The following is a 13,426-nucleotide window of genomic DNA, read 5'->3' as shown; positions in this document are numbered from 1 at the left end:
GCCATTCGCTCGAGGGGATTGACTTATGGCTGTAATGGCTGGCGGCTAAACAGGGTATTCCCACAGTGCGTACATGGCACAATCTCGGTCGGATGGTTATATTCCACCTTATGAGCACAGTTTTCACAGACTAAAATACCTAAACCAATCATCTCTCCTGCCTGATAGATCCCCTGATGTTCCAGATCTTGAAATAACTCTACCCACTCTACTTTGGTTTTATCGGTGATTTCCAGCAGCCCTTGCCACAATGTATTGGCAATCATTAAAGAGAAGGGACTATTTTTACTTTGTTCATATTCCTCAGAAAAGGCTTTTAGATCGGCTTTAACATAGGCTGAAATTAATGCCAATTCATCTTTGGTTAAATCGTTGGCGGCTGCCACCACTTTGCCGGATGTCTCTATAATATGGTCAACTTCTTCTGGACTTTGTTTGAGGGTTTCCACCACTTCTTCCAATAACGCTTCATAGCCCGTTTTCTCTTTTCTCATAAGTCACCTCTCTCAAAACCGATTGGCTATTGTTGTGCTGTGCTGCTTTAGGTATTCTATGTCGATCTATTAGTACCTGTTCGAACAGAACTCACAAATTCCAAGATAACCGGATGTCATCGATGCAAGAGCAATATAACCCGCAAGATATTGAACCGAAAGTTCAACAGCACTGGGACAACAATAACACCTTTGTTGTAAGTGAAGACCCAAATAAAGAAAAATTCTACTGTCTTTCTATGTTCCCTTATCCCAGTGGTCGACTGCACATGGGCCATGTGCGTAACTACACTATCGGTGATGTGATCTCCCGCTTTCAGCGTCTACAAGGTAAAAACGTCATGCAGCCCATTGGCTGGGACGCATTTGGCCTACCAGCAGAAAACGCAGCCGTCAAAAATAAAACTGCGCCAGCGCCTTGGACGTATGAAAACATCCAATACATGAAAAACCAGCTCAAGTTATTAGGTTTTGGCTATGATTGGAGCCGCGAATTTGCGACTTGCCGACCTGAATATTACCGCTGGGAACAAGAGTTTTTCACAAAGCTGTATGAAAAAGGCTTAGTGTATAAGAAAACCTCTTCCGTTAACTGGTGCCCCAATGATCAGACCGTTCTTGCTAACGAACAAGTAGAAGATGGATGCTGCTGGCGCTGTGATACGCCCGTTGAGCAAAAAGAAATCCCACAATGGTTTATTAAGATCACTGCCTATGCACAAGAGTTATTGGATGATCTCGATAACTTAGAGGGTTGGCCAGAAATGGTCAAAACCATGCAGCGTAACTGGATTGGCCGTTCAGAAGGGGTCGATCTAAAATTCCAGGTTAAAGATAACGATCAAGATTTAGAAGTGTATACCACACGCCCAGATACACTAATGGGTGTGACTTATGTTGCTATCGCAGCAGGGCACCCTCTAGCGGTCCAAGCAGCGGCCAACAACCCACAACTGGCTGCATTTATCGACGAATGTAAAAATACCAAAGTTGCAGAAGCAGAATTAGCGACCATGGAGAAAAAAGGTATGGCAACGGGATTAACCGCTATCCATCCTTTAAATGGCCGTGAAGTACCTATTTATATCGCCAACTTCGTATTAATGCATTATGGCACGGGAGCCGTCATGGCGGTTCCCGCTCATGATCAACGTGATTATGAATTTGCAACCAAGTATGGCTTGGACATTGTTCCCGTGATTAAGCCAGCCGATGGTTCTGAACTCGATATTAGCCAAGAAGCCTATACCGAAAAAGGCATTTTATTTGATTCTGGTGAATTTGACGGACTTGAGTTCCAAGCTGCATTTGATGCAATTTCAGCTAAGCTAGAAGCCGAAGGTAAAGGCACTAAAACAGTCAATTTCCGCCTACGTGACTGGGGCGTTTCTCGTCAACGCTATTGGGGTGCCCCCATTCCAATGGTGATGACCGAAGATGGTCAAGTCCACCCAGTTCCTGCCGATCAACTGCCAGTAATTCTGCCTGAAGATGTCACTATGGATGGAGTAACCAGCCCGATTAAAGCCGATAAAACCTGGGCAGAAACCACCTTTAATGGTGAACCTGCACTTCGTGAAACGGACACCTTTGATACCTTTATGGAATCTTCTTGGTACTACGCTCGTTACTGTTCACCACAAGCAGATGATATTCTTGATCCTGCAAAAGCCAACTACTGGCTACCGGTGGATCAATACATCGGTGGGATTGAACATGCTTGTATGCATCTCCTTTACTCTCGCTTCTTCCATAAACTGCTCCGTGATGCAGGCTATGTCACTTCTGATGAGCCATTCAAACAGCTATTGTGTCAAGGCATGGTATTGGCCGATGCCTTCTATTACACCAATGAAAAAGGCACCAAAGAGTGGGTTGCCCCCACCGAAGTCAAAGTAGAACGTGATGGAAAAGGTCGCATTGTTTCAGCGATAGATAACCAAGGCCGCCCAGTTGAACACTCAGGCATGATTAAGATGTCTAAGTCAAAAAACAACGGTATCGACCCACAAGAAATGGTGGATAAATACGGCGCAGATACGGTACGTCTATTTATGATGTTCGCCTCACCAGCCGATATGACACTAGAATGGCAAGAGTCTGGTGTGGAAGGGGCAAACCGTTTCCTAAGACGTGTTTGGAAACTGGTTGCCGAGCATACCGCTCAAGGAGCGGCGGTAAGCGTTAACCCTGCTACTTTAAATGCAGACCAAAAAGCGCTACGTCGTGATGTTCATAAAACCATTGCTAAAGTGACGGATGATATTGCTCGTCGTCAAACCTTTAACACAGCCATCGCTGCTGTGATGGAGTTGATGAATAAGCTCACTAAAGCGCCACAAGAGTCAGAACAAGATCGTGCAATTTTAGATGAAGCAGCAAAAGCCATTACCGTGATGCTTTACCCTATCGCTCCCCATATCTGTTTTGAAATGTGGCAGGCATTGGGTGAAACAGACATTGACCATGCCGCTTGGCCAACTTACGATGAAGCTGCATTAGTTGAAGATGAAAAACTGATCGTTTTACAAGTTAACGGTAAGTTACGTGGAAAACTTACCGTCGCTGCGGATGCCAGCAAAGATCAAGTAGAAGCATTAGGCTTGCAAGATGAGAACGTTAAGAAATTCACCGATGGCTTAACTATTCGCAAAGTGATCTATGTACCAGGTAAGCTACTCAATATTGTAGCGAACTAATTGACCTAATGATGGTCTGTAAACAGGGCATACCGCCCTGTTTACTTATCTCAGCCGACCCAAAGGGTCGGTTTAGATAAGTAAACTCACTCATGAGAACCAGCAACCCATGCGTTTTAAATTTTCTTCGATATCAACATTACCATTGCTTCTTTTGACAACAGCCTTACTTTCCGGCTGTGGTTTTCATCTCCGTGGGGATTATGACATCCCAGAAACACTCAGTACGATGTCGTTAACCAGCTATGACCAATACAGTACCTTTACTCGAATGGTGCAAAGGCAACTACGTATGAATGAAATTCAACTGGTTACGCCTTCTGCAGAAACACCTAACCTACATTTAATGAGTGAAAGTACCAGTGAACGAACACTGTCGCTTTATCAAAATACTCGAGCAGCAGAAAAAGAGCTGACCTTCCGTGCGTCATACCGAGTCACGATTCCAGAACTCGGAGTCAAAACATTTTCAACCAGTGTCACTCGTAGCTACCTAGATAACCCATTAGCAGCACTAGCAAAATCGGTTGAACGTGAAATGATTGTTGATGAAATGCGTAAACTGGCGGCCAGTCAAATTGTCCGCCAAATGGCTCGCCTTAAAGCTGCAATTCAAAATGGAGATATTAACGATATCGATATTCAACCCTATTCAGAATCCAAAATAGATAAAGAGCTGGATAATTCAAGTGCTATTACGACCCAATAACCGAGCTTTAGCATGAGAGTTTACGCGGAAAAACTGCCAGAAACCTTAAACCGTAGCCTAGCCCCTCTCTACTTGGTGTTAGGTAATGAGCCATTACTGATTCAAGAGTCACGGATAGCCATTGAGCACAAAGCCCGAGAGCTTGGCTTTGAAGAAAAACATCAATTTACCGCAGACACGAGCCTTGATTGGAATGACGTCTATGACCGCTGCCAATCTATGAGCCTTTTTTCTCAACGGCAATTGATTGAAATTGATATTCCAGAGAGTGGCATCAATGCTGCAATGGGAAAAACTCTCGGCACACTAGCACAAAGCCTAAGTCCTGACGTGTTATTGGTTATCGTCGGTAATAAACTCACCAAAGCTCAGGAAAATAGTGCTTGGTTCAAGGAACTCAGCACTCAAGGCTGCTGGGTCAATTGTCTGACGCCAGACTTATCTCGCTTACCTCAATTTGTCACAAAACGCTGTCAATTACTGGGATTAAAACCGGATGCTGAAGCCGTGCAGATGCTCGCTCAATGGCATGAAGGCAACCTGTTTGCCTTGGCACAAAGTTTAGAAAAACTGACCTTGCTTTATCCTGATGGCCGATTAACCTTAGTTCGCTTGGAAGAATCACTCAGCCGGCACAATCATTTTACCGCCTTCCACTGGGTTGATGCCTTATTGGAAGGGAAGGCAAATCGAGCCCAGAGAATTCTTCGCCAATTAGCATCCGAAGAGATTGAAACCATCATTTTAATTCGAACCATTCAAAAAGAGTTGTTTCAACTGCTATCAATGCGCCAAGCAATGAATACACAGCCTATAAACCTTATTTTTGAACAATATCGAGTGTGGCAAAATAAACGGCCGCTCTATTCTGCCGCTTTACAACGTTTATCGCTCAATAAGTTACAGCATCTGTTACAAACACTTGCACAAGCAGAATTGTTGGTAAAAACGCAATACAGCCAACCCATTTGGCCATTATTACAACAACTCAGCGTAGAGTTCTGCTTACCGGAAGCAAACTTACCTTTACCGAATTAAAACCATGGTATACTGCCGCGCTTTTTAATAACTCAACGATTTAACATTCAGAGGATCTCCCCCTTGCTACATGAAGAATTAACCCATTTTCTTGCAGATAAAGCCGATGATATGAAAGCGGTTAACATTATAACCCTAGATGTAAAAGGCAAATCGAGTATTACCGATTACATGATCATTTGCACCGGAACATCAAAACGCCATGTTGCCTCGATTGCGGATCACGTTGCTAGCGAAGTCAAAAAAATGGGCGTAGAACCCTTGGGTATGGACGGTGAAAATGAAGGGGAGTGGGTCGTTCTGGACATGGGTTCAGCGATGTTACATGTCATGCAAGAAGAACCACGAGCCCTATATCAACTAGAAAAACTTTGGGGTTAATGGTGAAACTTCAATTGATTGCGGTCGGTACCAAAATGCCCAAGTGGGTTGAGGAAGGATTTCAAGAATATCGCCGTCGTTTCCCTCATGATATGCCGCTAGAATTAATAGAAATTTCTGCGGGTAAACGAGGGAAAAATGCGGACATTCCTCGTATCTTACAAAAAGAAGGTGAAGCAATGTTAGCCACCGTTCCCAAAGGAAATCGAATTATCACTTTAGATATCCCTGGTAAACGTTGGGATACAGAACAGTTAGCCGAACAGCTTGAAAGTTGGAAATTAGATGGGCGTGATGTTTCTATTCTCATTGGGGGGCCAGAAGGTTTAGCTCCAGCGTGTAAAGCCGCCGCCGATCAAAGTTGGTCACTCTCCCCATTAACCTTACCTCATCCGTTAGTTCGGGTCGTGATGGCTGAAAGCCTTTATCGGGCATGGAGTATCACCGCGAATCACCCTTACCACCGAGAGTAAAGAGCGATGCGACGTCAGCGAAGCCCAATTAGAGATTACCAAGCCGAAGCGCGATTATTCCGCCATCGAGCAATCGTTGCTTTTATCGGTATTGTGATCGCCATCGGTATTTTGATCACTAACCTGTACAATATTCAGGTTAAACAATATCAAGATTACAAAACACGCTCTAATGATAACCGTATTAAAGTCGTACCTATTGCCCCTAATCGTGGCTTAATTTATGACCGTAATGGTCACTTACTCGCTGAAAACCGCCCTGTTTTTAACTTGGAAATCATTCCTGAACAAGTCAAAGATATGGACGATACCCTAGCTCGTTTACAAGAAATCCTGACGATTCCCGAGGAGCGTATTGCCGCTTTTGAAAGAGATCGTCAACGTACACGCCGATTTAATGCCATTCCTTTACTGACCCAATTAAGTCAAGAAGATGTCGCCATATTTTCTGTTCAACAACATAAATTTCCTGGGGTTTCTGTCAGTGCCAATCTCAAACGCTTCTACCCATATGGAGAAGTATTAACCCATGTTATTGGCTATGTTTCACGAATTAATGACCGAGATTTAGAACGGTTAGCTCGTGAAGATAAAGCCGCCAATTATCAAGCGACGCGGGATATCGGTAAGCTCGGCATTGAACGATATTATGAAGATCTACTGCATGGCACCCCCGGTTATCAAGAAGTCGAGGTGAACAGCCGTGGTCGAGTGATCCGAACGCTAAAATACGTCCCACCAACACCAGGGAAAGATATTGTTCTCAATCTTGATATAGCGTTGCAATTGTACGTACATAAACTGCTGGATGGGCGACGAGGCTCGGCTATCGTGCTTGATCCCAAAGATAATGGTGTCTTAGCCATGGTCTCTAGCCCAAGCTATGACCCCAATGCTTTCGTACATGGCATATCCTCACAAGATTATAACCGTCTACTGAATGACATTAATCGCCCTCTCGTTAATCGAGCCACGATCGGTATTTACCCCCCAGGTTCTACCGTCAAACCTTTTATTGCCGTTGCGGCTTTGCATGATAAAGTTATTACCCCGAATACAACACGTAATGATCCGGGTTACTGGCGAATTCCTAACTCTAATACTCGCCCTTTTCGAGATTGGCTACGTTGGGGACATGGCCGAGTCGATATCATCAAAGCATTGGAAGAATCCGTGGATACCTTTTTCTACCAAATTGCCTATGATATGGGAATCGATAGCCTATCGCACTGGATGATGAGGTTTGGATTCGGTGATTATACGGGCATTGATATTTACGAAGAAAGCAAAGCCAACATGCCGACTCGTGAATGGAAAATGGCTCGACACAAAACGCCTTGGTATCAAGGGGATACTATTCCCGTTGGGATAGGCCAAGGCTACTGGACAGCAACACCGATGCAGTTAGCAAAAGCCACCTCGGTTGTTGCCAATAAAGGAAAAGTGATAGCACCTCATTTACTGCGTTCCACGATCAATAATGGTGAACTCTTTTCCACTCAAAAAGAAACAGAGTATGTCACTTACCCGCCGATTAACGAAGTCTCTGATAAATACTGGAATATGGCTATCGAAGGGATGTATTTAGTTAACCATGGGAAACGTGGCACGGCACGCCGAGCATTCCAAGGTTTAAAATACAAAAGTGCTGGAAAATCTGGGACAGCTCAAGTGTTCGGTTTAGCCGAAGGGCAAGAATACAATGCTGAAGAGTTATCGGAACACTTACGCGATCATGCCCTATTCACCGGCTTTGCGCCAACAGAGGATCCACAATTAGTCGTGACCATTGTTCTTGAGAATGCCGGTGGAGGCTCGACCAATGGCGCACCGCCTGTTAGACGAATTTTTGACCATGTCATATTAGCAGAGCAAGAGGTCAGTGAATAATGAAGATGGATCCAGCAACAGGGCGAAATCGCGCCTTCTTTGAACGCCTACATGTCGATCTCCCCCTTTTACTTGGTTTATTGGTGTTAATGCTATTTGGCCTTGTCGTTATGTATAGTGCCAGTGGACAAAGCCTAGACATGATGGATCGACAGGCGATGAGAATGCTCATGTCTCTCTTGGTTATGCTAGGCCTTGCTCAACTCTCGCCTAGAAGCTATGAGCGCTTAGCACCTTTGCTTTTTTTCTGTGGGGCATTGTTACTGCTTGGGGTATTATTTTTTGGTGAAACCTCCAAAGGCGCACAGCGTTGGCTTAACTTTGGCTTTGTACGCTTCCAACCATCAGAACTACTTAAATTAGCCGTCCCATTAATGGTTGCCCGTTACATTGGGAATCGTCCTATCCCTGCCAATTTAACCACCATCACAGTTTCGTTATTAATGGTGTGTTTTCCAACCATTTTAATAGCGAAACAACCCGATTTAGGAACCGCTATTTTGATCGCGGCTTCTGGAATCTTTGTGATTTTCTTAGCGGGAATCAGTTGGAAAATCATTGCTGCCGCCGCTGTGGGAGCGGGAGCCTTTATCCCCGTATTGTGGTTTTTCATTATGCATGAATACCAAAAAACCCGAGTCCGAACTTTATTTGATCCTGAATCCGACCCTCTAGGGGCTGGCTATCACATCATCCAGAGTAAAATCGCTATTGGTTCTGGAGGGATTTCAGGCAAGGGGTGGTTACACGGTACACAATCCAATCTTGAATTCTTACCCGAGCGCCATACCGACTTTATTTTTGCAGTCATCGCCGAAGAGTGGGGAATGATCGGAATTTTGGCACTGCTCTCTGTCTATTTATTTATCATTGGTCGAGGGCTATATCTTGCAAGTAATGCACAAACCGCTTTTGGTCGAATGATGGCTGGAAGTATTGTACTCAGTTTCTTTGTATACGTATTTGTTAATATTGGGATGGTCAGCGGGATCTTGCCAGTGGTTGGCGTTCCTCTCCCTCTAATTAGTTATGGTGGCACATCAATGGTGACACTGATGGCTGGATTCGGTATTTTGATGTCCATTCATACCCACCGGAAAGCATTTTCAAAGGCAAATTAACTCTAATGAAGTCACTCTCTCTTTATTTCAGTCTAGGCACATTCGTACTTCTCGTTGGCTGTAGCAGCCCTCAACCCACGGGGCGCTACTCGATGGATGACGATGTCGCCCCAAGTACTCCTCTTTCCGTAGCACATATTGAAGATGCAACACCACAGTATGAACCATACAGTTTAGGCGGTAATCGTGATTACACATTACGAGGACAACACTACCAAATTATCCGTGACGCTCAAGGGTTTGTCGAAAAAGGACAAGCCTCTTGGTACGGTAAAAAATTTCATGGCCACTTAACCTCCAACGGCGAAATTTATGATATGTACTCAATGACTGCCGCACACAAGACACTACCGCTACCTTCTTACGTCAAAGTCACCAACCTTGATAATGCGAAAACAGCCATCGTCCGAGTGAATGATCGAGGCCCTTTTCATGAAGGTCGAGTTATTGATTTAAGTTATGCCGCCGCCTACAAATTAGGGGTGGTACAAAGTGGAACAGCCAATGTAGAAATAGCGGTGATAACCCCACCTAAACCAACATTAGCCCCGCTGAACGCTCAACCGATCCACTATATTATTCAAGTGGCCGCCTCACAACATGAGCAACGAGTGCGAACTCTCGCTGAAGAAATTGGTCAAAATTTAACGGTGCCAAGCTTTGTGGATAACGAAAACCAGCACTATCGGATATTATTAGGCCCGTTTACTGACTATAGCTTGACGCAAGAAACCTTAGAGCGAGTAAAATCGCTCGGTTATCAAACCGCCTTTATTCGAAAAAACCTCGCTAAATAGTCACCGTAATACACGCAGATCATAAGCACTCTGGCCTGATTTGCACGGCGGTTTCTGTTAGGATACTGGACAACTAACCAATCAGTTTTGCATTCACTATGAAAAAAAATACTTTACATATTATTTTAGCGTCTTCCATTACGCTTTCTGCAACTTCCATTTTTGCTTCACCTGTCGTTATTCCTGATGCCCCACAGATTGCGGCTAAAGGCTATGTTTTAATGGACTACCATTCTGGAAAAGTACTTGCAGAAAAAGAGATGAATACGAAACTCTCTCCTGCAAGCTTAACTAAAATGATGACCAGCTATGTGATTGGACAAGAAATCAATCGAGGAAATATTTCTCTGAATGATGACGTGGTGATTAGCCGCAATGCTTGGGCTAAAAACTACCCAGATTCATCCAAAATGTTCATTGAAGTTGGCACCACCGTTAAGGTCAGCGATCTAAACAAGGGCATTATCATTCAATCGGGAAATGATGCTTGTGTCGCTATGGCTGAACATATTGCTGGTTCAGAAGACGCGTTTGTGGATTTAATGAATGCTTGGGCCACATCACTAAACATGAACAATACTCACTTTGCTAACGTTCATGGATTAGATCATGACAACCTCTACTCAACCCCATACGATATGGCACTGTTAGGGCAAGCTCTGATTCGTGATGTACCAGATGAGTATGCGCTCTATGCAGAACAAAAATTTACCTATAATGGTATAACCCAATACAACCGTAATGGGCTGTTATGGGATAAAAGTATGAATGTGGATGGCATTAAAACAGGACATACTTCAAATGCAGGATACAGCTTAGTCAGCTCGGCAACTGAAGGGAAAATGCGTTTAATTGCTGTTGTTATGGGCACTAAAGACATCAACGCTCGTAAATCAGAAAGTAAGAAGTTACTGAGTTATGGTTTCCGTTTCTTTGAAACCGTTGCACCACATAAAGCGGGTGAAACCTTTGTGAATGAAACCATTTGGATGGGGGATAAATCCACAGTATCACTGGGTGTGAACGAAGATACTTATGTCACCCTTCCTCGTGGTCAAGCCAAAGATTTAACCGCTAGCTTTGTCCTTGAAAAAGAGCTAAAAGCCCCCATTAATAAAGGTGATGTCGTAGGTACGCTTTACTACCAATTACAAGGTAATGATGTCGCTCAATACCCATTAATGGCATTAGAAGATGTCAAAGAAGGAGGCTTGTTTAGCCGTCTTTGGGACTACATCGTATTATTGTTCAAAGGACTCTTTTAGTTTCGACATGAATGAGGAATGGACGGCGCTTGAGTTAGCTGGCGTCCATTCGTCTTGTTTGGGCAACTTGAGTTCTTTTTTGATTAACGCTACTATTCGCCACCGCTTAATTTGATGCCAAACTTGGAGTCTCCACTATGATGACAATAAACTCTGATGCAAAACTGAAAGATCTGCTAGAGTTCCCTTGCTCCTTTACGTATAAAGTAATGGGTCATGCGAAACCTGAGCTACCAGAGCTTGTCTTGGAAGTGATTCAACGCCATGCTCCAGGTGATTACAGCCCACGAATCAAACCCAGTGGCAAAGGAAATTATCATTCGGTTTCTATCACCATTACCGCCACCTCCATCGAGCAGGTTGAAACACTCTATCAAGAGTTAGGCAATATTGAGATCGTGCGTATGGTACTGTAAAACACCACCATCAATTATTTTTAGATAAAATCAATTATTTTTTAAAGCAGCCTAGGCTGCTTTTTATTTATTTATCAAAAAGTTAAAATAATTGTATAAAAAATGTGGTTAAAAAATTCCACCTCATGAGTAGTTCGAATAGCCTAAGACGTTTATAATCGAAAAACTTTATATATCACGAATGGGCAGACCATGGACACTCAGCTTGTTATCAGACAATTAGGCCGGCAAGATTACTTACCGGTTTGGCAAGCGATGCACCAGTTCACCGATCAACGAGATGAAACGACCTGCGATGAAGTCTGGTTCGTTGAACATAATCCCGTATTTACTCAAGGCCAAACCGGAAAACCTGAGCACCTTCTCAATCCCGGTGATATTCCTATTATACAAAGTGATCGCGGAGGCCAAGTCACCTATCATGGTCCAGGTCAACTCGTGGCGTATATCCTTATCAATCTAAGACGCAAAAATCTAGGCGTACGAGATCTGGTCAACCATATTGAACAATTAATCATCGATACACTAAAAACCTATCATATTCACTCCTCCGCTAAACCTGATGCGCCTGGAGTTTATGTCGCAGAGAAAAAAATCTGTTCTCTCGGTTTACGTATTCGTCGAGGCTGTTCATTTCATGGTTTGGCCCTTAATGTCAATATGGATCTCTCTCCTTTCCTACGTATAAACCCTTGTGGTTATCAAGGGATGGAAATGACTCAAGTTTCCGACTTAGGAGGCCCTCATCGCCTTGAAGATGTTGAACAAAAGATGATCCAAGAGCTTGTCCGTTTATTCGGTTATCAACAAGTCGAATTCAGCACAGAAGCACCTTTAATAGGTAAAACAGCATGAGCAAACCAATTCAAATGGAAAAAGGCGTTAAATATCGTGACGCCGATAAAATGGCTTTAATTCCGGTTAAGACAATGCCAACAGAACAGCAAGAAGTCTTACGCAAACCTGCGTGGATGAAAATCAAGCTGCCCGCTGATAGTCAGCGTATTCAAGATATAAAGGCTGCAATGCGTAAAAATAATCTTCACTCCGTGTGTGAAGAAGCCTCTTGCCCAAACCTCGCAGAATGCTTCAATCACGGCACTGCCACCTTTATGATTCTTGGCGCGATTTGTACTCGTCGCTGCCCCTTCTGTGATGTTGCCCATGGCCGCCCTATCGCGCCCGATAGTGAAGAACCCCAAAAACTGGCCCAAACCATCCATGATATGAAACTCAAATATGTGGTGATCACCTCCGTTGATCGTGATGATTTACGTGATGGAGGAGCCCAACATTTTGCCGATTGTAACCGGGAGATCCGAGCACTCAACCCAGGCATTCGAATAGAAACACTAGTACCCGATTTTCGGGGTCGCATGGATATCGCTTTGGATAAACTCAATGATAATCCACCCGATGTTTTTAACCATAACCTTGAAACCGCACCTCGTTTGTATCGTAAAGCTCGCCCCGGAGCAAACTACAAGTGGTCACTTGAACTGTTGAAACAATTTAAAGAAAGGCACCCTGAGATTCCCACAAAATCAGGCTTAATGATGGGGCTTGGGGAAACCAAAGAAGAGATCATTGAAGTACTCAAAGACTTGCGTGCACACGGTGTCACCATGCTAACGCTAGGCCAATATCTAGCCCCCAGTCGCCACCACTTGCCGGTTGAACGCTACGTACCACCTGAAGAGTTTGATGAGCTAAAAGAAATCGCTCTTGAGCTTGGCTTTACCCATGCGGCTTGCGGGCCATTTGTACGCTCTTCCTACCATGCTGATTTGCAAGCTAAAGGCATGGAAGTTAAATAAATCACCGAATCAGTCAATAGATAGAGTCGCTTCAAAGAAGGAGCGACTTTATTTACTCAAACGAACGCTCAGTTTCACTCTTTTTTATTTTTATTAACACTAATCTTTTATTCAAAAATCGTTTATAGCATCATGCTGCTCTACTGGACATGATGCTATACACGATATATTTCAACAGGTTCATACTCGGCAAAGCCTCGATTCTATCATTGAGTTATTGAGTAAATTTCAGTGATCTCTGTTCAAAGATTCTCTTTTTCTTTCTTATTGAGATTTTACACACCAAATTATTGTGTGGAGAATACCTCCGTTTCTACCTTTCATCG

13 protein-coding genes are annotated in these 13,426 nt (G+C 43.8%); 12 read left to right on the top strand and 1 reads right to left on the bottom strand.

What is annotated here, in order from left to right:
* Positions 1–23: 23 nt before the first annotated feature.
* Positions 24–494: a zinc ribbon-containing protein gene (locus B5D54_RS08750; protein WP_078926169.1), complete on the bottom strand. Its 471-nt coding sequence runs from the start codon at positions 492–494 to the stop codon at positions 24–26.
* Between the two features lie 122 nt (positions 495–616).
* Here B5D54_RS08750 and leuS point away from each other — a divergent pair, with 122 nt between their 5' ends.
* The 12 genes from leuS to lipA all read left to right on the top strand — a co-directional run bounded on the left by leuS (position 617) and on the right by lipA (position 13,100).
* Positions 617–3,193: a leucine--tRNA ligase gene (gene leuS / locus B5D54_RS08745; RefSeq protein WP_078926168.1), complete on the top strand. Its 2,577-nt coding sequence runs from the start codon at positions 617–619 to the stop codon at positions 3,191–3,193.
* A gap of 109 nt (positions 3,194–3,302) precedes the next feature.
* Positions 3,303–3,902, top strand: a complete 600-nt coding sequence (locus B5D54_RS08740; RefSeq protein WP_078926167.1) for an LPS-assembly lipoprotein LptE — start codon at positions 3,303–3,305, stop codon at positions 3,900–3,902.
* 12 nt (positions 3,903–3,914) lie between these two features.
* Positions 3,915–4,940 carry a DNA polymerase III subunit delta gene (holA, locus tag B5D54_RS08735; protein WP_078926166.1) on the top strand — a complete coding sequence of 342 codons (1,026 nt, stop codon included), beginning with the start codon at positions 3,915–3,917 and terminating at the stop codon, positions 4,938–4,940.
* Positions 4,941–5,003: 63 nt separating this feature from the next.
* Complete coding sequence (gene rsfS / locus B5D54_RS08730; protein WP_078926165.1) at positions 5,004–5,321, top strand: ribosome silencing factor; 318 nt, start codon at positions 5,004–5,006, stop codon at positions 5,319–5,321.
* Positions 5,322–5,323: 2 nt separating this feature from the next.
* On the top strand, positions 5,324–5,794 hold the full coding sequence (gene rlmH, locus B5D54_RS08725) for a 23S rRNA (pseudouridine(1915)-N(3))-methyltransferase RlmH (protein ID WP_078926297.1): 471 nt from the start codon (positions 5,324–5,326) through the stop codon (positions 5,792–5,794).
* A gap of 6 nt (positions 5,795–5,800) precedes the next feature.
* Positions 5,801–7,684: a penicillin-binding protein 2 gene (gene mrdA, locus B5D54_RS08720; protein ID WP_078926164.1), complete on the top strand. Its 1,884-nt coding sequence runs from the start codon at positions 5,801–5,803 to the stop codon at positions 7,682–7,684.
* Entirely contained in the window at positions 7,684–8,805 is a 1,122-nt protein-coding gene (rodA, locus tag B5D54_RS08715) for a rod shape-determining protein RodA (protein ID WP_078926163.1), read from the top strand. The genes mrdA and rodA overlap by 1 nt, the downstream gene beginning before the upstream one ends.
* 5 nt (positions 8,806–8,810) lie before the next feature.
* Positions 8,811–9,602: a septal ring lytic transglycosylase RlpA family protein gene (locus B5D54_RS08710; RefSeq protein ID WP_078926162.1), complete on the top strand. Its 792-nt coding sequence runs from the start codon at positions 8,811–8,813 to the stop codon at positions 9,600–9,602.
* Positions 9,603–9,700: 98 nt separating this feature from the next.
* Positions 9,701–10,867 (top strand): serine hydrolase, encoded by a 1,167-nt coding sequence (locus B5D54_RS08705; protein ID WP_078926161.1) that lies wholly within the window; start codon positions 9,701–9,703, stop codon positions 10,865–10,867.
* A 137-nt stretch (positions 10,868–11,004) separates the two neighbouring features.
* Positions 11,005–11,283 carry a DUF493 family protein YbeD gene (gene ybeD, locus B5D54_RS08700; RefSeq protein WP_078926160.1) on the top strand — a complete coding sequence of 93 codons (279 nt, stop codon included), beginning with the start codon at positions 11,005–11,007 and terminating at the stop codon, positions 11,281–11,283.
* Between the two features lie 192 nt (positions 11,284–11,475).
* Positions 11,476–12,138: a lipoyl(octanoyl) transferase LipB gene (lipB, locus tag B5D54_RS08695; RefSeq protein ID WP_078926159.1), complete on the top strand. Its 663-nt coding sequence runs from the start codon at positions 11,476–11,478 to the stop codon at positions 12,136–12,138.
* Positions 12,135–13,100, top strand: coding sequence for a lipoyl synthase (gene lipA, locus B5D54_RS08690; protein WP_078926158.1), 966 nt, complete (start codon positions 12,135–12,137; stop codon positions 13,098–13,100). Before lipB ends, lipA begins: the two co-directional genes overlap by 4 nt.
* The last annotated feature ends 326 nt before the right edge of the window (positions 13,101–13,426 follow it).

It is taken from the genome of Vibrio cincinnatiensis DSM 19608, from assembly GCF_900167345.1.
Lineage (GTDB): Bacteria > Pseudomonadota > Gammaproteobacteria > Enterobacterales > Vibrionaceae > Vibrio > Vibrio cincinnatiensis.
This window is presented reverse-complemented; position numbering and strand designations above follow the sequence as displayed.